14 protein-coding genes are annotated in these 20,833 nt (G+C 74.1%); 7 read left to right on the top strand and 7 right to left on the bottom strand.

What is annotated here, in order from left to right:
* Positions 1-36: 36 nt before the first annotated feature.
* Positions 37-1,032, top strand: coding sequence for an NAD-dependent epimerase/dehydratase family protein (locus CG736_RS24300; protein ID WP_100588297.1), 996 nt, complete (start codon positions 37-39; stop codon positions 1,030-1,032).
* Between the two features lie 128 nt (positions 1,033-1,160).
* Here CG736_RS24300 and CG736_RS24295 read toward each other — a convergent pair whose 3' ends face one another.
* Entirely contained in the window at positions 1,161-2,243 is a 1,083-nt protein-coding gene (locus CG736_RS24295; RefSeq protein WP_100588296.1) for a family 2 encapsulin nanocompartment cargo protein polyprenyl transferase, read from the bottom strand.
* A gap of 112 nt (positions 2,244-2,355) precedes the next feature.
* Positions 2,356-3,762 (bottom strand): family 2B encapsulin nanocompartment shell protein, encoded by a 1,407-nt coding sequence (locus CG736_RS24290; RefSeq protein ID WP_100588295.1) that lies wholly within the window; start codon positions 3,760-3,762, stop codon positions 2,356-2,358.
* A 368-nt stretch (positions 3,763-4,130) separates the two neighbouring features.
* On the opposite strand from CG736_RS24290, the gene CG736_RS24285 reads away from it, so the two are divergent.
* Positions 4,131-5,219: an ATP-grasp domain-containing protein gene (locus tag CG736_RS24285; RefSeq protein ID WP_100588294.1), complete on the top strand. Its 1,089-nt coding sequence runs from the start codon at positions 4,131-4,133 to the stop codon at positions 5,217-5,219.
* A gap of 9 nt (positions 5,220-5,228) precedes the next feature.
* Here CG736_RS24285 and CG736_RS24280 read toward each other — a convergent pair whose 3' ends face one another.
* Together CG736_RS24280 and CG736_RS24275 are read right to left on the bottom strand one after the other, a co-directional pair.
* The gene (locus CG736_RS24280; protein WP_232734139.1) at positions 5,229-5,765 is read right to left on the bottom strand and encodes a methylated-DNA--[protein]-cysteine S-methyltransferase; all 537 of its coding nucleotides are present in this window, start codon (positions 5,763-5,765) and stop codon (positions 5,229-5,231) included.
* Positions 5,766-6,006: 241 nt separating this feature from the next.
* Positions 6,007-6,231 carry a hypothetical protein gene (locus CG736_RS24275; protein ID WP_100588292.1) on the bottom strand — a complete coding sequence of 75 codons (225 nt, stop codon included), beginning with the start codon at positions 6,229-6,231 and terminating at the stop codon, positions 6,007-6,009.
* 170 nt (positions 6,232-6,401) lie between these two features.
* On the opposite strand from CG736_RS24275, the gene CG736_RS24270 reads away from it, so the two are divergent.
* The 4 genes from CG736_RS24270 to CG736_RS24255 all read left to right on the top strand — a co-directional run bounded on the left by CG736_RS24270 (position 6,402) and on the right by CG736_RS24255 (position 12,952).
* Positions 6,402-7,727 (top strand): chloride channel protein, encoded by a 1,326-nt coding sequence (locus CG736_RS24270; RefSeq protein WP_100588291.1) that lies wholly within the window; start codon positions 6,402-6,404, stop codon positions 7,725-7,727.
* 428 nt (positions 7,728-8,155) lie between these two features.
* Entirely contained in the window at positions 8,156-8,308 is a 153-nt protein-coding gene (gene lanA / locus CG736_RS24265) for an SCO0268 family class II lanthipeptide (RefSeq protein ID WP_063856615.1), read from the top strand.
* A gap of 194 nt (positions 8,309-8,502) precedes the next feature.
* Positions 8,503-11,559 carry a lantibiotic dehydratase gene (locus CG736_RS24260; RefSeq protein WP_100588340.1) on the top strand — a complete coding sequence of 1,019 codons (3,057 nt, stop codon included), beginning with the start codon at positions 8,503-8,505 and terminating at the stop codon, positions 11,557-11,559.
* Positions 11,560-11,611: 52 nt separating this feature from the next.
* Positions 11,612-12,952 carry a lanthionine synthetase C family protein gene (locus tag CG736_RS24255; protein WP_100588290.1) on the top strand — a complete coding sequence of 447 codons (1,341 nt, stop codon included), beginning with the start codon at positions 11,612-11,614 and terminating at the stop codon, positions 12,950-12,952.
* Positions 12,953-13,026: 74 nt separating this feature from the next.
* On the opposite strand, the gene CG736_RS24250 is transcribed toward CG736_RS24255, so the two are convergent.
* From CG736_RS24250 to CG736_RS24240, 3 genes are all read right to left on the bottom strand, one after another.
* Positions 13,027-14,820 (bottom strand): CHAP domain-containing protein, encoded by a 1,794-nt coding sequence (locus CG736_RS24250; protein WP_100588289.1) that lies wholly within the window; start codon positions 14,818-14,820, stop codon positions 13,027-13,029.
* A 113-nt stretch (positions 14,821-14,933) separates the two neighbouring features.
* Complete coding sequence (locus CG736_RS24245; protein ID WP_100588288.1) at positions 14,934-17,036, bottom strand: glycoside hydrolase domain-containing protein; 2,103 nt, start codon at positions 17,034-17,036, stop codon at positions 14,934-14,936.
* A gap of 114 nt (positions 17,037-17,150) precedes the next feature.
* Positions 17,151-17,702 (bottom strand): hypothetical protein, encoded by a 552-nt coding sequence (locus CG736_RS24240; RefSeq protein ID WP_100588287.1) that lies wholly within the window; start codon positions 17,700-17,702, stop codon positions 17,151-17,153.
* A gap of 193 nt (positions 17,703-17,895) precedes the next feature.
* On the opposite strand from CG736_RS24240, the gene CG736_RS38695 reads away from it, so the two are divergent.
* A complete protein-coding gene (locus CG736_RS38695) occupies positions 17,896-20,808 on the top strand; it encodes a BTAD domain-containing putative transcriptional regulator (protein ID WP_100588286.1) in 2,913 nt (970 codons plus the stop codon).
* Positions 20,809-20,833: the final 25 nt, after the last annotated feature.

The raw sequence follows: 20,833 nt of genomic DNA, 5'->3' as shown, positions 1-20,833 counted from the left end.
CGGATGGCCGGCCGGCCGACCGGACACGCTGCACCCATGGACATCCTTCTGCTCGGCGGTTCCAAGTTCCTCGGCCGCGCCTACGCCGCCGAGGCGCTCGCCCGCGGCCACCGCGTCACCACCTTCAACCGCGGCGTCAGCCGCACCGACCTGCCCGGCGTGGAGGCCGTCCACGGCGACCGCACCTCGCTCGACGACCTGCACCGACTGGTCGACGGCCGGCAGTGGGACGCGGTGATCGACACCTCCGGCCAGCAGCCGCACGACGTCGCCACCGCCGCCCGGCTGCTCCGCGACCGGGCCGGCCACTACGGCTTCGTCTCCTCCATCCATGCCTTCGCCGACTGGCCCGCCCGCCCGGTGGACGCGGACTCCCCCACCCTCGACTGCGCCGGCGACGTCGGACCGGACCAGCCGTTCGCCAACGCCCTCAAGGCCGGCTGCGAGCGCGCCCTGCTCGATGACTTCGGCCCCGCGGCGATCCTCAACTGCGGCCTCCTGATCGGCCCCCACGAACCGATCGGCCGCCTCCCCTGGTGGCTCGACCGGATCGCCCGCGGCGGCCGCGTACTCGCCCCGGGCGCCCCCGAGAACCCGCTCAGCCTGATCGACGCCCGCGACTTCGCCTCGTTCGGCCTCGACCTCGCCGAGAGGCGCGCGACCGGGCGCTTCGTCACCACCTCACCGATCGGCTCGACGACGATGGGGGCGTTCCTCGCCGCGTGCCGCTCCGCGACGGGCTCCGACGCGGAGTTCGTCTGGACCCCCGACGCGACCCTGCTCGCCGCCGAGGTCTCCCCCTGGGTGGAACTCCCCCTCTGGGCCCCCGTCACCGAGGGCTGGCACGGCACCTGGCACGCCGACCCGTCGACCGCGACGGCCGCCGGCCTGCGCATCCGTCCCCTCGCCGAGACCGTCTCCGACACCTGGGCCTGGCTGGAATCCGGCGGCCGCGACGAGGTCGCCTACCGGCAGCTGGAGACCCCGCTGGGGATCGACCCGCAGAAGGAAGCGGCGTTGCTCAAGGGATGACCGCGGGCGGGCGCGAAAGCCGGGGCCGGGGGTACCCCCGGGCGAAGCCGAGGGGGCGGAACTGCGCGGCAGGCGCAGAGCACGTCCGTACCCTGGCGGTGCTCTCCCCGCTCCCGCGCCGCCGGCTCTCAGTAGTTGCGCCGCGTGACCAGCTCCGCCAGCGCGAGCAGCTCGTCGGTGCGGGTCGGGTCCGGGACCGCCACCGCCAGGTGGCTGATCGCGGCGGCCATCCGTTCGCAGCTCTCGCCCTGTGCCCACGCGCGGCCGCCCGCGCGGTCGACGGCGGTCGCGGCGGCGGCCAGCTCCGCAGGACTGAGCGGGCGGCCGGAGGCGTAGAGCGTGGCGAGTTCCGCACCGTCCGCCGTGCCGGAGGAGAGGGCGTGGACGACCGGCAGGGACTTCTTGCGGGCGGCCAGGTCCGCGCCGACCGGCTTGCCGGTGACCGCGGGGTCGCCCCAGATGCCGATCAGGTCGTCGATCAGCTGGAAGGCGAGGCCGATCTCGCGGCCGAAGGCGTCCATCGCGTCGGCGGTGGCGGCGTCCGCGCCCGCGTAGAGCGCGCCGAGGGCGCAGGCGCAGCCGAGCAGGGCGCCGGTCTTGCTCTCCGCCATGGCGAGGCACTCGGCGAGGGTGACGTCGGAACGCTGTTCGAAGGAGCAGTCGGCCTGCTGTCCGGCGCAGAGTTCGACCACGCAGTCGGCGAGGCGGCGGACGGCGGCCGCGGCGGCCGGGTGGGGGTCCTCGGCGAGTACCCGGAGGGCGAGCGAGTGCATGGCGTCGCCGGCCAGGATCGCACCGGTGGTGCCGAACACCCGCCAGGCGGTGGGGCGGTGGCGGCGGGTGTGGTCGCGGTCGAGGACGTCGTCGTGCAGCAGGGTGAAGTTGTGCACGAGTTCGACGGCGGCGGCGGCCCGGACGGCATCCTGCGGACGGCCGCCGACGGCCTGGGTCGCGGCGAGGACCAGCGCGGGGCGGATGGCCTTGCCGGCGCCGGCCGCGCTGGGGGTGCCGTCGGCCTCCTGCCAGCCGAAGTGGTAGCCGGCGATCTGCCGCATCGAGTCCGGGAGGGTGTCCACGGCGGCGCGCAGGGCCGGGTCGACCACGGTGCGGGCCCGGCCGAGCAGGGCGAGTGCCTCGGCGGTGTCGCGGGTGCCGTCGACGAGCGGGGTGTCACCGCCGGGCTGCTCGCGTTCGAACACGGTGATGGCCATGGTGAGTCCTCCCCCTGGGCCCGCCCCGGGTGCGGGGCGGGCGGATCTCCGCGCCGGCCGAGTGCCGGTGCGGTCGGCGGGGCGGGCCCGGGACGGCGGGCCCGCCGCCCGGTCAGTCGTGCCAGTTGGCGACGTCCACGTTCTCCAGCACGCCGATGGCGTCCGGGACGAGGATCGCGGCGGAGTAGTAGGCGCTGACCAGGTAGGAGATGACCGCCTTCTCGTCGATCCCCATGAAGCGGACGTTCAGTCCCGGCTCGACCTCGTCGGGCAGCTTGCCGGGGCGCAGGCCGATCACGCCCTGGTTGTCGTCGCCGACGCGCATCGCCAGGATCGAGGTGGAGCCGTTCACCACCGGGATCTTGTTGCAGGTGTAGATCGGGACGCCGCGCCAGGTGGGGACCGTCTTGCCGTCCACCTGCACCGTCTCCGGGTACAGGCCGCGGCGGTTGCACTCGCGGCCGAAGGCGGCGATCGCCTTCGGGTGGGCGAGGTAGAACTTGGTGCTGCGGCGACGGCAGAGCAGTTCGTCCATGTCGTCGGGGGTGGGCGGGCCGGAGTGGGTCTGGATCCGCTGGCTGTACTCGGCGTTGGCCAGCAGGCCGAACTCCGGGTTGTTGACCAGCTCGTGCTCCTGGCGCTCGCGCAGGGCCTCGACGGTCAGCCGGAGCTGGTGCTCGGTCTGGTCCATCGGCTTGTTGTAGAGGTCGGCGACCCGGCTGTGCACCCGCAGCACCGTCTGCGCGACGCTCAACTCGTACTCGCGGGGTGCGAGTTCGTAGTCGACGAAGGCGGTGGGCAGGTCGTACTCGCCCTCGTGGCCGGCCGACATGCCGATCTCCGCCTCGCCCTTGCGGTTCTGCGGGAGCCGGGAGTCCGCGACGAAGGCGAGGATCTGGTCGCGCAGCGCCTCGGAGCGGTCCACCAGCTCCTGGAAGGCCGGCCAGGACAGCACCATCACCGTGCCGGCGGTGGCGGCCTTGACGCTGTAGGGCCAGCGGCGGTCGGCGACGGTGAGCGCCTCGTCGCCGATGTGGTCGCCGTCGGCGAAGGTGCCGAGCACGGTGGCGTCGCCGTACCGGCCGGTGCCGATCCGGTCGACCTTGCCGTGCGCGACCAGGTACACCTCGTTGATCTCGCGGCCCTGCTCGATCAGCAACTCGCCTGCCGCGAAGTCCCGCTGGACGAACCGGCCGGCCAGCTCGGCGAGCAGCGCGTCGTCCTCGAAGCCGCGCAGCACCGGCACCTCGCGCAGCGTGGGCGGCACGACCGAGACCTGGCGACCGGTCTGCGTGAAGCTCACCCGGCCCCGGCCCACCGCGTACGACAGCCGCCGGTTCACCCGGTAGGTGCCGCCGGAGACCTCGACCCAGGGCAGTGCGCGCAGCAGCCAGCGGTTGCTGATCTCCTGCATCTGCGGCGCCGACTTGGTGGTCGACGCGAGATTCTTGGCGGCCGCCACCGAGAGGCTGCTCTGCGGCCTCGTCTGGGGAATTCCGGCGGTGGTTTCGGTCGTCATTCCGAGGGCCTCGTGATCGTGTCGACGGCGGTTGGCGGCAACCATGCTGACGGTCGGTCAGGGGCCGCGGCAATCACTCGTGCGGGTGATTCAGGTGTGCAAGCCGAACGGTGCGACCAGTGCGCGGGGCCGATCGCCGTCCGGTCCGCCCGAGCCTCCCGGCGTCCTCCCGCACGCCCCGCCGGGCGCTCCCGAGGGCCCCGCCGAACCCCGGTTTCGAAGCGTCCGCGCAGCTCACCGCCCCCTTGTTCGAACCGCTCCGGAACAGCGCTAAGGTGGCCCCCACACCGCATGGTGACCGCCGCCACAGCGCAGGCGAACCGGTCGGTGACCTCCCATCGGCACGCCCTTCTCCAGGGAGACCTTCCGTGACCGCGCCCGTCCGCGTCTGGCTCAACCGCACCTACGCCGAGAACGTCTTCTTCATCGAGCTGCTGCGGTCCGCGCCGCGCCCGGTGCACGTCCTGGCGACCCACGTCGACCCCGACTCCCCGGTGCTCGCCGCCGCCGACCTCGGGCTGCTGGAACCGGATCTGCCGTCCGCCGAGAGTTACGTGGAATTCGCGCTGGAATTCTGCGCCCGTCACCGGGTGGACGTGTTCCTGCCCCGCCTGCACCAGTTGGCGATCTCGCTGCGCCGCCGGGAGTTCGAGGCGCTCGGCACCGCGCTGATCTGCCCGCCCGCACCCGCGATCGCCCTGTTCGACAGCAAGGCGGAGGGCTACCGCGCCCTCGACGCCGCCGGCCTGCCCACCCCGCTGTGGCGGCACGCCGACACCGCCGCCCAACTCCTGGTCGCCGTCGAGGAGATCGAGGCCACCGGCGCGACGGCCTGCCTGAAGCCCGCGAGCGGCGCCGGCGGTGAGGGCTTCCGGATCCTCACCCGCGAGCCGTTCAGCCTCCGCCGGCTCGCCGGGTACGTCGACGCCCGGGTCCAACTCGACCTGGTCCTCGCCGCGTTGATGTCCTCCACCGCACCCGCCGACCTGCTGGTGATGCCCTACCTGAGCGGCCCCGAGGTGTCGGTGGACTGCCTCGCCGACCAGGACGGGCGACTGCTCGCCGCCGTCGGCCGCACCAAACAGGGCCGCCGCCGGAGCTTCACCGTCGACCCCTGCTACCTGGAGCCGGCCCGCCGCCTGGTCGAACAGTTCGGCGTCGGCCACCTCTCCAACGTCCAGTTCCGGCACGAGCCCGACGGCCGCCCCGTGATCCTCGACATCAACACCCGCCCGTCCGGCGGCCTGCACCAACTCCGGCTCTGCGGACTCAACCTGCCCGCCGCCGCGCTCGAACTCGCCCTCGGTTCGCGCCCGTTGCTGCCCCCGGCGGCCGAACTCGCGCTCGGCGAGTACACGTTGGTCTCCGGCGTCCAGGCCGTCCTGCCGCGACAGTCCGCGGCCCCCGCGCTGGAGCGGCTCGACGAGGCGCTGCTGCCGACCGCCGCGGCCCGCTGACCCGCGGGCTCAGTCCGCCGGCCCGTCCCAGTCGAGGGTCGGAGGCAGCACGCCCTCCAGGGTGAGCAGCCACCGCTTCGTCTCCACCCCGTGCCAGGCCCCGCCGAAACCGCCCAGCCCGTCCGCCGCCACCACCCGATGGCACGGCACCAGCAACGGCAGCGGATTGGCCCCCATCATCTGCCCCACCGTCCGGGCCGGCAGCCCAGGACCCGACAGATCCTCGAACACCCCACTACGGGCGGCGAGTTCGCCGTACGTGATGGCCTTGCCGTACTCCACCTCGGTGAACAGGCAACGCAGCACCGTCAGATGGGGCCCGGTCGCGTATCGCCAGTCGATCGGCAGCCCCAACTCCCGCCGCCGCCCGGCGAAGTACTCCCCCACCCGGGCCTCCACCAACGCCCGCGCCCGGGTGTCCCCGCACTCCGGCACTCCCACCGGCTTCCCCGCGAAGACCTCCCCCGCGTACGTCGCCGCGGCCACCCCGTTCGCCGTCACCCCGAACTTCATCGCCCCACTCGGCAACGGCGTGTCCACGGTCACCCATGACAGCTCCATCCCTCCAACTTACCTGCCCGCAAGGGCTGTCGGACGCACAAACAGGGGAGAGCACCACCAGAGGCGCACGGGGACACCTCCCGGCCCCGCCAGAGCTGGGGGAGGACTGCGCGAAGGGGAACGCACCTGACCGCAAGGGCGCGACGCGGGCAAAGACTCGCCGTTGATCGCGACCTTGCGGTCCGGTTGTGCGCCTGTCGCGCGGTTCCCCACCCCCGCCGACCACTCAGAGGTGATCGCGCAGGTAGTCCGAAAGGTTGTGGCACCAGGTCGCGAGTTCCGCGCGGTCCGGAGGGTCGCCGCCCGACAGGGCGGCGGTCGCGGCGGCGGGGAGCTGGCCGGTCGCCGCGAGGCGGGAGAGGCCGGAGAGGACGCCGGCGAGCCGTTCGGCGTCCTGGTGGCTGAGCATCACGAGCGCGTCGGTGTGGCTGATGGTCATGGAGCCGGGCATCGCGTTCTCCTCGGGTCGGTCCCCCGGGTTGCTGCCCCCTCGATCCACCGTACGACCGGTGCGGCGGGCTCGCGCGAGTGCTGCTCGCCCGTTCGGCGCGCCCGGATGGCCGGTGGCGGCGGGCCGCAGGACGGTCGGAGCAGGTGTGTCCGGGTGATCAGGGAGCGCAGATGGCAGAGCAGGCCGCCGGGATCCGGGAGTTGCTGCGCAGTCCGGGTTACGGGCGGTTGCTGTTGGTGTCCGCGCTGGTGGGTGTACCGGTCTCGTTGGCGGCGTTCGGTTTCGTGAGTCTCGAACACGAGTTGCAGCACTGGGTGTGGGAGTCGGCGCCGGAGGCCCTGGGGTACGGGCGGGCGCCGTGGTGGTGGGCGTTGCCGGCGTTGGCGCTGGCGGGTCTGCTGCTGGCGCCGATCGTGACGAGGATGCCGGGGCGGGGCGGGCACATCCCGGTGCACGGGTTGGGCGGGCCGCCGACGCTGCCGGTGGAGGTGCCGTCGGTGGTGCTGGCGGCGTTGGTCTCGTTGCCGCTCGGTGCGGTGCTGGGTCCGGAGGCTCCGCTGATGGCGGTGGGCAGCGGGTTGGCGCTGTTGGCGGTGAGCCGGGCCCGGCGGGCGGCGAATCCGAGGGTGGGGCCGATGCTGGGCGCGGCCGGGTCGACGGCGGCGATCTCGACGATCTTCGGGAGTCCGCTGGTGGCGGCGGTGATGATGATCGAGGCGGCGGGTCTGGGCGGGCCGCAGCTGACGTTGCTGATCCTGCCGTGTCTGCTGTCGGCGGGGGTGGGCGCGCTGGTGTTCACGGGCTTCGGGCACTGGACGGGGCTGTCGATCGGGGCGTTGACGCTGCCGGCGGTGCCGAAGGCGGAGCTGCCGGACGCCGGGGACTTCCTGTGGGGGGTGCCGTTGGCGGTGCTGGTCGCGGTGGTGATGGTCGCGGCGCGGACGCTGGGTCACCGGTTCGCGGCGTTCACGGCGCAGCGGACGGCGGTGCGGACGGTGATCTGTGCGGTGCTGGTGGGTCTGTGTCTGACGGGGTACGCGGTGGCGACGGGCCGGTCGCCGGAGGAGGCGGCGCTGTCGGGGCAGGCGACGCTCGGGCAGTTGGCGGCGGATCCGCAGTCCTGGTCGGTGGGGGCGCTGTTGGCGTTGGTGGTGTTCAAGGGGCTGGGTTGGGGGGTGGCGCTGGGATCGCTGCGGGGTGGGCCGATCTTTCCGGCGGTGCTGTTGGGCGCGGCGCTGGGGGTGGCGGTGGGCGGTCTGCCGGGGATGGGGGTGGAGGCGGGGTTGGCGGCGGGGTTGGCGGCGAGCAGTGCGGCGGTCACCCGGCTGCCGGTGACGAGCACGGTGCTGGCGGCTGCATTGCTGGGTGATCAGGCGACGGATTCGATGCCGTTGGTGATCGTCTGCGCGGTGGTGGCGTTCCTGACCGCGTCGTTCGTGCACCGGGTGGCAGATGCTCCGGAGGCCCGGCAGGCCTCGTCGCGGCCGGCCGACTGATCGTTTCCCGGCCGTCGGACGGCAAAGTTCGAGTCAAAACGGTGAACGCCTGCCGAACCTGTCGCGGACTCCTGTCGCACGGGTCCCACCATTCTCCTGCCCACCACCCGGGACCAGGAGTGTTCATGGTTTTCGCTGCTGAAACCTGGCCGCCGGCGCCCCGCCCCGAAATGGACAGCGTGCGCACCGTCCGGGCCTGGACCGGTCGGCGGCCCAGCGCGGGACGAACCGCAGGTGGCGGGGGTCGCGGGGGCGACGGGCCGCCGCCGGGCGGGCGGCTGCGGCCAGGTTGGCCAGGACAGCACTCACCACATGGTGGGAAGCCGGGAAAAAGTTGGCCTCGGCACCGGATGCGAACGCTCGTTCACGACCGGTGCTGCGGCCGGGGCTCCGCTCCGGTCGGACCGACGAACCCTCTGGAGGGGAACATGCGTAACGAGATCCTCGTGCAGCAGGACACCGACCTCGACCTGGACCTCCGCATCGCGGAGGTCGCGGAGGAGACCCAGGCCTTCGGCCAGGGCACCTTCACCTCTCCGAGCAGCTACGCGATCGGCACCCGCTGCCCGGTCTGCTGCTGACGTCACGTCGGTGAGCAACGTGCGCGGGGCGGGCTGCAGCCCGCCCCGCGCTCTGTGTTTCCCGCCGTTCCCCCGCTGTTTCCCGCGGTTCCCGCAGTTCCCCGCAGTTCCCGCCGTTTCCGACCTAGAGGGGCACCACGAACGTGCGACCGGAGCAGGCCCTGTTCGAGATCCGTGAGCCGGTGCTGGTGCGGATGGCCAGCACTCCCCGAACGGGCGCCGAGGCCCTGATCGACCCGGACGACCCCGTCCCCGGTGTGCGCCGGCTGGCCGCGAGCCCGCTGCTGCGGCAGGCCGTCGAGGTCGCCAGCGGCAGCCTCGCGCTGAGCCTGCAGCGCCTCGGTGAGCCCGACGGCGCGGCGGCGCTCGGCCGCAAGCGGACCGTCAGCGCCGCTCGCACCCTGACCCGCTACGCCCGGCGTTCGGGCGGCCGGCCCACGCCGTTCGGGCTGTTCGCGGGTGTCGGCCGGGCCCGGTTCGGGGCCGCCGCGAAGTCCTCGCCCGTCGGCTCCGGCCAGGTCCGGGTGCGGTTGGACGGCGGCTGGCTGCACCGTCGGGTGCTGGCCTGGCTGGCCGTGCCGGAGGTCCGCCGCCGGGTCGAGGTGGTGCTCGACGACCTGTCCGTGCTGCGCGACGGCCGGCTGCTGCGGCAGACCGACGAGCGCGAGATCTCGGTGCGCGACAACGCGCTGGTCGCCCGGGTGCGCGAGCTGGCGGCCCGACCGGTGGGCTACGCCGCGCTGCTGGCCGACCTGGTGCAGCGCTTCCCGCAGCTGTCCGCCGAACGGATCGACACGGTGCTCGCCGGGCTGGTCCAGCACGGCTTCCTGCTCACCTCGCTCACCCCGCACCGGATCGACGACGCGCTGCTGACGCGGATCGAGTCCGCCGTGGACGGGGCGGTGCCGGGCGCCGCCGAGGGGCTGCGGGCCGTCCGCGCCGCCGCGGCCGTGCACGAACGCGACCGTCCCGGCGAGGGGCTGGAGTCCTGGCGGGCCCTGCTGCGCGAGGTCCGGGCGCTCGACCCGGCCGACCGGGCCGGTGAACGGCCGCCCGTCCAGGTCGACCTGCGGATGCCCGCCGACCTGGTGCTGCCGGAGGCGATCGGCGAGGAAGTGCGCCGGTACGCGGAGGCGATCTGGGCGATCACGCCGGAGTGGACCTCGCTGGAGCACCTGCGGGACTACCGGGAGCGGTTCATCGAGCGCTACGGCACCGCGAGCGCCGTCCCGCTCGGCGACCTGGCCGACCCGCACCGCGGCCTCGGCCTGCCGCCCGAGTACGGCGGCGCGCTGCCCGCGCACGCCCGCACCGGCCCCGGCGACGACGCCGACCGGCCGCGCCGCAACGCCGTCGCCGAACTCGTCCAGCAGGCCGTGATGTCCGGCCGGGACCTGGTGCTGGACGACGCCGACGTCGCCCGGCTCGCCGACGCCGCCGGCCACACCCCGGGCAGCACCCGCCCGCCGCGCACCCTGGAGCTCTGCTTCCAGCTGCTCGCCGACTCCACCGCCGCGCTCGACCGCGGCGAGTTCCTGCTGCTCGGCAGCCCGCACATCGGCTCCTGGACGGCCGGCGCCACCGCCGGCCGGTTCGCCGAGCTGACCGGCCTGACCGAGGGCCTCGCCGCGCTCGCCGCCGGGCCGGCCGAGTCCACCGAGAACGCCGCGCTGCCCGTCCAGGTCGAGCTGGCCCCGCGCGACCCGCGGTCGCTGAACATCGTCCAGGTCCCGCAGCTGCTGCCGCACCGCCTGCCGATCGGGGTGCCCGCCGACCGCGGCGACCCGCACTGCCTGGACTGGCGCACCCTGCTGGTCGCCGCCGGCGAGGACGGGCTGCGCCTGCTGCACCCGGAGACGGGCCGTCCGGTCGTCCCGGTCTTCCCGCACATGCTCGCCCTGGACGGGCAGGCCCCGCCGGTCGCCCGGTTCCTGTCCGAGCTGGCCGCGGCCCGCCCCCGGGTGTGGTCCGGCTGGGACTGGGCGGGCCTGGACACCCTGCCGTACCTGCCCGCCGTCCGCTACGGCCGGGTCCTCACCACGCCGCGCCGCTGGCTGCCCGGCCGCCGCCTGCGCGACGCCGCCCGCACCGCCGGGCCCGCCGCCTGGGCGGAGGGCCTGCGCGAGTGGCGCGAGCGCTACCGGGTGCCCGACCGGCTGCAGATCGCCAGCAACGACCGGATGTTCCCGATCGACCTGCGCGAGAGCTGGGACACCGAGCTGCTGCGCGCCGAACTCACCGCCCCCGAACCGCGGTTCCAGCTGTTCCAGGACCTCACCGCGGACGGCGCCGGACTCGGCTGGAACCACGGCCACAGCACCGAGATCGTCGTCCCGCTGTTCCGCACCCCCGCGCCGGAGCCCGCCGCCGACGCCCGCCCGCCGCTCGCCGCGCCGGCCCTGCGCACCGCCCCGACGGACGTTCACCTGCCCGGCGAGGACTGGCTGTTCGCCAAGCTGTACGCCGACCCGTCAGCCCACGAGACGCTGCTCGCCGACCACCTGCCCCGGCTGCTCGTCGACCTCGACGGCGACATCGACCGCTGGTTCTTCCTGCGCTACCGCGACCCCGAACCGCACCTGCGGCTGCGCCTGCACGGCGACCCCGCCGCCCTGGCCGGCCGCGTCCTGCCGACCCTCGCCCGGCACGTCCGGAAGCTGATCGACACCGGCGCGCTGCGCACCATGGCGCTGGACGTGTACCGGCCGGAGACCGACCGCTACCTCGGGCCGGACGCCCTGCCGGACGCCGAGGAGCTGTTCCTGACGGACAGCCGGTCCGCGATCGTCCAGCTGCAGGCCCGGCGGGCCGGCGCGGCCGCGGTGCCGGACGAGGTGCTGGCCGCCGTCGGCCACGCCGTGCTGCTGGACTCGCTCGGCGACTGGGACTGGTGCGACTGGGCCGACCGCCTGTTCGACAAGACCGCCGACCACCAGGTCTACCAGCGCCACCGCGCCCTGACCGACCGGCTGATCCGCCCCGGCGACGCCGCCCGGCACGCCGCCGAACTGCTCGGCGTCCCCGCCCTGGCCACCCTCTGGACGGAGTCCTCCGCCCCGCGCGCCTTCGGCCGCCGGCTGTTCGCCGCACCGGAGGCCGACCGGGACGAGGCCCTGATGTCGTTGCTGCACATGCGCCACAACCGCCTGTTCGGCATCGACCGGGCCGCCGAGTCCCGCGGCTACGCCGTGCTGCGCGGCACGGCCCGCTCCCTGCTGGGCCGCCGGGCGCACGCCGATCGCCGGCCGTGACGTCGAGTCACCCCAGTTCCGCCGCCCGCCCCTTCACCACCCGGAGCCCCCGATGACCGTCACCGAACCCACCGCAAGGACGTCGTCCGAGCTGCGCGAGGCGGCCGGGGAGGTGTCCGACCGGATTCTCGACCGGTTGGCCGACCCGGCCGCGACCATGGCCGCCACCCGGATTCCGGCCGAGGCCGCCGAGGACGGGGTGGCGGAGGGGGTGTGGGTCGAGCTGACGCTCGGCAGCGGCAGTCCGGGCCTGTCGCTGGCGTTCAGCGGCGGCGCCCGGCCGCGCGCCGACCGGGTGGCGCGGGCGCACGGCTGGCTCGCCGTCGGCACCCGGGCCGCCGCCGACGGCGACACCACGCCCAGCGGGATCTTCAAGGGCCCGGGGGCGCTGGCGTTCGCCGTGCTGGTCGCCAACCGGGCCACCGGCGGGTACACCACCGCCCTGCACCGACTGGACGCCTACCAGCGGCAGTTGGTGCACACCGCGCTGCCCGCCGTGCCGGACGGGCCGCTGGCCACCATCGGCCACTACGAGGTGGTGCGCGGCATGACCGGCGTCGGCCGGTACCTGCTGGCCCGCGCCGAGACCTGCGGCGAGGAGCTGGAGGGCGTCCTCGGCTACCTGATCGAGCTGGCCCGCGGCGAGACCGAGCACCGCGGGGTGCGCGTCCCGCGCTGGTGGGCGCTGGACGCGCCGCGGATCGGCTCCGAGCACCTGATGCCCGACGGCCACCTCAACCTGGGCCTGTCGCACGGCGTCGCTGGCCCGCTGATGCTGCTCGCGCTGGCCTGGCGGGACGGCATCCGGCTGCCCGGCCACCAGGAGGCGATGGAGAGCGCCGCCGGACTGCTGCTGCACTGGGCGGTGCGCGACGAGCACGGCCCGTACTGGCCGGGCTACCTGGACCTGGACGAGTACCTGGCCGGCCCGGACGCCTTTGCGAAGCCCGCCAGTTGGCCGTCCTGGTGCTACGGGGCCCCCGGCGTCTCGCGCGCCCTGCAGGTGGCCGGCGCGGTGCTGGACCGCCCCGACTGGACGGCGGTCGCCCGCGACTCGGTGGAGCGGCTGCTCACCGTCCCGCTCGACGACTGGGGCATCACCGACCACGCGCTGTGCCACGGCTGGGCCGGCGCACTGCACCAACTCGGCCGTCTGAACGAGCACTTCGAGGACCCGCGGATCGAGCGGCGGCGCGACCTGATCGCCGCCCGGCTGATCGACGCGTTCGACCCGGACGCCCCGTTCGGCCTGCGCTTCTCCATGACCGCCGAGCCGTTCGCCTCCGACGTCTCCGGCTACCTGGACGGCGCCTCCGGCGTCGCGCTCGCCCTCGACTCGTACGCGTCGGGCGGCACCCCGCACGACTGGGACATGCCGCTGCTGCTCGCCTGAACCTCCCGACAACGGGGCCGGCCCCCGGCCGTGGCGGGTGCCACGGCCGGGGGCCGGCGGGTTGTGGTGGGGCATCAGGCGTTGGGCAGGGACGCGGTGAGGGCGGTCGGGACGCGGACCACGTCCAGGAAGGAGTAGCCGCCGTCGCCGAACTCGCTCGTGGCCATCGGGCGCTTGTGGCCGTTGTTGACGACCTGCCAGACGGTGGTGTTGTCGGGCGACAGGAGCATGGTGCCGTCGGACGGGGCGGTCTTCGCCGCCGCGGTGGCCTCCCAGGCGCCGGGGACGCCGCGCAGCGGCTGCTGGTCGTAGCCGAGCGCGGTGAAGTCGGCGCCGCTGAGCGGGACGGCCTTGCCGCCGGCCATCACGTAGCGGGTGGCCTCCTGTCCGCTGGCGTTGGTGATGACGGTGCCGTTGGCCAGCGGCTTGGCGACGATCCAGGCCAGCCAGCGCTCCGGGGCGCCGGTGGTCGCGCGGTTGGCCCAGACGTCGTTGTACTCGGGGACGGTCAGCGGCAGGGCGGAGCCGTTGGCGGTGACGTACACCGACGGGTCGGCGCCCGATTCGCCCTTCAGCAGCATTCCGTCGGCGGGCTTGGCCGCGGCCGCCCGGCCCAGCCAGGCGCCGGGGACGCCCATCAGCGGGCGGTCGCTGTAGCCGTCGTTGTCCCACTCGGTGCCGGAGATGGCGGCGGCCGCGCCGCCGACCATCACGTAGCGGCTGTTGTCGGCGCCGTGCTGGTCCATCACCACGGTCCCGTCCGGCACCGGCTTGGCGGCGGCCGCCTTCAGCCAGGCGGCCGGAACGCCGACCGAGTGGCGGGCGGCGTAGTTGTCGTTGTCCCACTCGGCGCCGGTGATCGGCAGCGCGGCGCCGTCGACCATCACGTAGCGGCTGTTGTCGGCGCCCGACTGGTCCAGCACGACCACGCCGGTACCCAGGGTGCGCTGCGTGGCATCGCGCAGCCAGGAGGTGGGGACGCCCATCTGCGGCTTGGTGCTGTAGCCGCCCGAGACCCAGTCGTCGCCGCCGATGTTCAGGGCGACGCCGTCGACGACCACGTAGCGGGAGTTGTCGGTACCGGACTGGTCCATCACGACGGTTCCGTTCGGCGGGACGGCGGGCAGCGCGTTGAACGCGGCGTCGCCGACGGTGACGATCTTGCTGAGGTCGTAGTGGTCGGCGTCCACGTCGGAACCCTGGATCGCCAGGCCGGCGCCGCCCACGATCACCTTGACGGTCGGGCCGGAGGCGGACTTCACCAGGGTGCCGGCCGGCAGGCTGGACGGGTTGCTGGTGGTGCCGTTGAAGATCGGGGAGATGAAGCCGCTGATCCGCTGGCCGGTGGACGACGTGGATCCGATCCCGGCGTTGTTGATCGTGTAGGTGGTGACGCTGTTGCTCTGGTTGCCGCCGACCACGGTGATCGTGGTGCCGTTGACCGCCGTCACCAGGTTCACGTGCTCGGCCCGGTCGGTGGAGGAGTTGTAGTCCCACACGATCGCGTCGCCGACCTGCGGGGTCCGGTGAAGGGTGCCGTGTCGGACGCCGTAGTCGTAGAAGGTGGCGGCGGAGGAGGTCAGTTCCTTGACGTAGGCGACGTCGTTGCGGCCCCAGACCCAGGCCGCGAAGTCGGAGCACCAGAACTCGCGCTTGTGGCCCGCTCCGTCGCAGGAGGCGCCGATCCCGCTCGGGGGGACGTACCCGCTGCCGCCGAGCGTGCACGGGCCGTTCCCGAGCTGGCTGTTCGCGGTGGCGGCGATGCCGGCCGCGTCGGCGTGCGCCGTGCCGGCCGCGAGGGTGGTCAGGGCGCCGGCCGCGACCATGGCGGCCAGACCGGCCTTACCGAACTTGCGTGCGATTCGCATGGTATGGAACTCCTCGGGATGTGGACGCCCGGAGGGCCGTCCGAAACTGGTGGGGCGAACATTTGAGGGCTCGACCGGGGCGGGCCGTGGGGCCGGCCCCGGCCGAGGGCGGGTCAGAGCGTGGTGGCGAGCACCTGGGTGGAGCCGTCGGGCATCGCGGCGACCGCCACCCGCTGGGCCGGGAAGGTCGCGGCGCCGTCGTGGCCCGCCATCGCCTGGAAGGCCGTCCAGTTGGCGTCCGCGAGCCGCACCCGGGAGTACGCCTGGTGGTCGCTGCCGATCGCCAGCACCTGCGAAGTCCCGTTCGGCAGGCCGGCGATGGCCACCTCGAAGGCCTGCATGGTCGAGGTCCCGACGCCGTCCAGCGGCGCGAACCCGGTCCAGCCTGCATTGGTCAGACGGGTCTCGTGGTAGACCTTGCCGTCACTGCCGATCGCCACCACCTGGGCGCTGCCGTCCGGCAGTCCGGCGATCGCCACCTTGCTCGCCTGCATGGTCGACGTGCCCACCCCGGCCAGCGGCGCGAACCCGCTCCAGCCTGCGTTGGTCAGACGGGTCTCGTGGTAGACGTTGCCGTCGCTGCCGATCGCCACCACCTGGGCGCTGCCGTCCGGCATCGCGGCGATGGCCACCTCGCGGGCCTGCATGGTCGACGTGCCGACCCCGGCCAGCGGCGCGAAGCCACTCCAACTCCCGTTCGGGAGGCGGATCTCGTGGTAGAGGTTGCCGTCACTGCCGATCGCCACCACCTGCGCGCTGCCGTCCGGCAGTCCGGCGATCGCCACCTTGCTCGCCTGCATGGTCGGCGTACCCACACCGGCCAGCGGCGCGAACCCGCTCCAGTTCCCGTCGGTGAGCCGGGCCTCGTGGTAGACGTTCCCGTCGCTGCCGATGCCCACCACCTGCGCAGTGCCGTCCGGCAGTCCGGTGATGGCGCTCTCGCGGGCCAGCATGGTCGGCGTGCCCACTCCGGCGAGCGGCGCGAACCCCGCCCAACTCCCGCCCCCGGAAACGATGCTGTGGTAGAGCACGCCGGCCGGCACGACGGGTTCCTGGGCCACCTGGACGTCCAGGTAGTCGGCGTCGATCTCCAACGAGTAGCCGTGGTAGCTCTCGGTGACGTTGCCCGAGTACTGGTGCACCCGCTGGTGGCCGGCCCAGTACGAGGCGGGAACCGCCGGATCGCTGGTGTCGGCAGAGCGGTTCCAGCGGGCGAAGTACACCACGTCGGGCATGGTGTAGGCGGAGACGTGGTTCGCCAGGTCGGCGATGCCGCTGTCCGAGCTGCTGTAGATGGCGGAGAGGTAGCCGCGGGCGTGCAGCCGCTCGGTCCAGGCCGACTCGAAGGCCAGCACCTTGCTGCTGTAGGTCGGGGAGTATGCCTCCATGTCGTAGTAGAGGACGCTGCCCGGGCCGAAGCCGAGGGCGACCGCGTTGTTGATCGCGTCGTCGGCGGCGGCCGCGCCCTGGCCGGCCGGGGAACTGATGCCGGCGGCCTGCGGGCCCACGTACAGCGGCATGAAGTGCCAGCCTGCGGCGGCCTGTTGGCTCACCCAGCCGGGGGTCAGGTTGGGCTGGGGGCAGCCCCGGTTGGAGCCGCCGATGTAGATGCCCACGGCGCGGTACGGCGAGTCGGCCATCCAGCCCGCCATCAGGGCGCTGCTGGGGGCGGCGCAGGCGTCGAAGCCCTTGCCCGTGTAGTTCGTGCTGGTCGCCGGGACGGCCGCGGTCGTCAGCGCCCTGGCGCCGAGGGTGGCGGCCTTGGCGGGCGCCTTCGCGGGGATCGCGGCGCCGGTCAGGATGCCGGTGACCAGCGCCCGGTCGGTGTCGTAGGCGGCGGTGATCCGCACCGTCCCGTCGGCGGCGGCGATCTCGTGTCCGGTGTCGTTGACGGTGGTGCCGACCGGCTCGCCGGCGGCGGGCTGGACCAGCAGCGCCTCGGTGCGACCGATCACGTGCGAGGGGCAGTCCTGGTCGGCGTCAGGGGTGCCGAGGTAGAGGGCGTGCCGGTCGAAGCGGACACAGGTACGGGGAGCGGCGGACAGGTCGATCACCGGCCAGTCGGCGGGGATCGAGAACGTCCGACCCAGGTAGTCGACGTTCTTGGTGGCACCGTCGCTCGCTCCCGCCGCGAACGCGGGGACGGTTCCGAGGGCGGTGGCGGCCAGGGCCAGGGCGGTGGCCGCGGTGGCCAGGGCTCGACGGTGCGGTTTCACGGGACAGCTCCTTCTCGATTTCGGCGTGGCGGTGCCGACCCGCCGACGGCGTGCGAACTGCCGTACGGGTGCTGGTCGGTGCGGGTTCTCGGTGGGGTGGTTCGGCCGGGTCGGTCAGCGCGCCGCGCGAACCGGCCGGAAATCGCCCTGGCCCGCGAAGTACGGGTAGGGGACGGTGCGGTGCTGCACGCCCGTCGCGGTGAACTCGTAGCCCAGGTAGGAGGTGTGCGCGTCGTCGGCCCAGTGGTCGAAGACCACCACGTGGCCGAAGCCCGCCGGGTTCAGCAGCCCGTCGCCGGGTGCCAGGTCGTCACGGCCGGCGAGCGGCGTCACCGACCCGGTGGAGAGGAGCTCGGACGGCTCCATCGACTCGGTCAGGTGCCAGGCCATCGCCGCGTAGCCGCCCGCGTCGGTCCGGTACCCGCCGAAGCTGCCCATCGGGGAGCAGGCCAGGCCCGCGCCGACCCAGCCCTGCGCCCGGACCAGCGGGTCGGACGGCGCCGGGGCGAACTCGTTGCCGAACACGCCGACCCGCGGCATCGCGCCGGACGGGTGGCAGCTGTCGTTGCTGTCGGCGTGGGCCGGCGCCGCGGTCATCAGGACCGCCGACACCCCCGCGGTGAGCAGTGCGGCGACGGTACGACGAGCGGTGTTCGAGCGAGTCACGGCAGTCTCCCTGGGCTCTTCCGGTCGGCCGGCCGCCCCGCGGTGAGGCAAAGCCGCCATTTCTGACTTTCCGCCAGCTGGCTTCACCTGCCGACATGAAAGAGCTTGGTTCACGCACATAATCCGCCGATAACATCGACCTAACGCGTCCCGTGGGGCCGTTGGGGGGCGCAACGGACGTGGGGGTGGAACCATGCGGTTCGGGTTGCTCGGCAGTCTCCAGGCACACGACGGCACCCGGGACTGCCCCGTGCGCGGCCCCAAGGCCCGCACCCTGCTGGCCGTACTGCTGATCCACGCCAACCAGCCGGTCTCGCTGGACCGGCTGATCGACGCCCTGTGGGGCGAGGAGGCCCCCAGCACCGCCGAGGCCTCGCTGCGCAACCTGGTCGCCCGGCTGCGCAAGTCGCTCGGCGACGAGACCGGCGACCGACTGCGCGCCGCCCCCTCCGGGTACCGACTCGTCGTCGCCGACCAGGAGTTGGACAGCCGCCAGTTCGAACTGGCGGTCCAGCGGGCCCGCGCCGCACACGAGGCCGCCGACTGGCCCCGGGTGCTCGCCGAGACCTCCGCCGCCCTCGACCTGTGGCGCGGCGACCCGCTCGCCGACCTGCCGGACAGCGCCGACGGCCGGGCCCGCCGCGACCAGTGGCAGGAGAACCGGCTGCAGGCCCTGGAGTGGCGCTTCGACGCCGAACTGCACCAGGGCCGCCCCCGCGGGCTGGTCGCCGAACTCACCCGCCTGGTCGGCGAACACCCGCTGCGCGAGGCCTTCCACGGGCAGCTGATGCTCGCCCTGCACGGCGCCGACCGGCGCGCCCAGGCCCTCACCGTCTACCAGCGGCTGCGCCGCGCCCTGATCGACGAACTCGGCATCGAACCCGGACCCGCCGTCCGCGCCCTGCACGCCCGGATCCTCGCCGACCAGCCCGAACCCGCGCCCGAGGCCCGGCCGACCCGTCCTATCCCCGCCCAACTCCCCACCCCGCCCGCGCACTTCGTCGGCCGCCCGGACGAGCTCGAAGCCCTCCGGCAGGCCCTGCTGGCCGGCACCGATCGGCCTGGCCTGGCCGTGCTCAGCGGTATGGCCGGAGTCGGCAAGTCCGCACTCGCCGTCCACTGCGCCGACACGCTGCGCGGCCGCTTCCCCGACGGCCAGCTCTTCCTCAACCTGCGCGGCGCCACCGCCGGCCTCACCCCGCTCGGCCCGCACCAGGCCCTCACCACCCTGCTGCGCGGCCTCGGCATCAACCCCGCCGACGTCCCCGACGAGGTCGACGGCGCCGCCGCCCTGCTGCGCTCCACCCTGAGCGGCACCCGCACCCTGCTGCTGCTGGACGACGCCGCCGACCTCGCCCAGGTCCGCCCACTGCTGCCGTCCGGCCCCGGCTGCGGCGTGCTGGTCACCAGCCGGACGCCGATGCTCGCCCTCGACGGCGCGGTCCACGTCCGCCTCGGCACCCTCTCCACCGCCGAGAGCATCGCGCTGGTCGAACTCGCCGCCGGCCGGGCCGGCCGCGGCCTCCAACTGGTCGGCGTCGAACACACCCACCTGGCCCGGCTGGTGGAACTGTGCGGCCGGCTCCCGCTCGCCCTGCGGATCGTCGCCGCCCGGCTGGCCGCCCGCACCGCCCCGTCCGTCCGCAACCTGGTCGGCCGCCTGGAGGACGACGAGGACCGGCTCGACGAACTCGAACTCGACGACCTGAGCGTCCGTCAGTCACTCGCCCTGGCCCACGAGGCACTGCGCGGCTCCGACCGCCGCCTGGACCGCCGGGCCGCCGACGCGCTGGTCGCCGTCGGCGCCCTCGACCTGCCCGAGTACTCCCCCGGGCTGCTCTCCGGCGTGCTGCGGATCAGCCCCTCGCAGGCCGGCGCCGCCCTCGACCGGCTGGCCGACGTCGCCCTGGTCGACGAGCTCGGGGGCGGCCGGTTCGCCCCGCACGACCTGGTCCGGGACTTCGCCCGCGAACTCACCGAGGACCCGACCGACCGCACCCGCGCCGTCGCCGACGCCCTCGACTGGTACCTCGACGCCGCCGCCGGCGCCGCCCGCGTCCTCGACCCGACCCTGCACCGCCAGCGCGGACTGCCCGCCGGCAGCGACGTCGCCGACCGGGACCAGGAGAGCGCGTTCGCCTTCGGCGACGGCGAGTACACCAACCTCACCGTGCTGGTCGAACGGCTGGCCGACCGGAGCTGGGCCGCCCCCACCCTGCTCGACCTGGTCCAGGCCCTGCTCCCCTACCTGCGCGCCCGCGGCCGCACCCCGGAGCTGGTGCACCTGAACGAGATCGCGCTCCGGGTCGCCCGCCGCGAGGACCGCACCGCCGCCGAGGGCCTCGCCCTGGTCGACCTGGCCAGCGCCCATTTCGACACCGGCCGCTTCGCCGACGCCCTCGACCTGGTCGACCGGTCCATCCCGCTCTGGCAGCGCACCGGCAACCAGCACCGCCGCCAGATCGCCCTGAACAACCGCGGCATGCTGCTGCAACTCCTCGGCCGCCCGCGGGAGGCCGTCCTCACCCTGCACGAGGCGCTCGGCCTCGCCGTCGAACAGGACGACCCGCTCAACGAGGCCCGCGCCCTGTCCGCGCTGGGCAACCTGCTCGAACCCGAGGACCCCGAACTCGCCATCCCCCTGCACACCCGCAGCATCGACGCCGCCAGGCGCCTCCCCGACCCGGTGCCGATGGAGATGGCCGGCCGCTGCAACATCGGCAACGCCCACCTGCGGCTGAACCGACCCGCCGAGGCACTGGGCCACTTCCGCGCCGCGCTCGACCTCGCCGAGAACGCACCGTGGAACACCAAGCGCGAATGCCGCCTCCGCGAGATCGAGGCCCTCCGCCGCCTGCGCCGCCTCGACGAGGCCGCCGCCCTCGGCCGCCACCTGCTCGACCTCACCGCCGAACTCGACGACACCTACGGCACCGGCCTCGCCGAACACGCCTACGGCCGCGTCCTCCACGACCAGGGCCGCATCCCCCAGGCCCTCGCCCACTGGCACGACGCCCTCGCCCACCTCGACACCGCCGACACCCCCGTCGTCGCCGAACTCCACACCCTCATCGCCGCCACCGAATCCACCACCGGCGCCGCCTGACGCCCCGCCGCCGCAGGGCTGTCTG

The organism is Kitasatospora sp. CB02891 (assembly GCF_002803145.1).
In the GTDB taxonomy this organism is placed as follows: Bacteria; Actinomycetota; Actinomycetes; order Streptomycetales; family Streptomycetaceae; genus Kitasatospora; species Kitasatospora griseola.
Note: the sequence above shows the minus strand (reverse complement) of the source record. Positions and strands in the feature narration are given on the sequence as shown.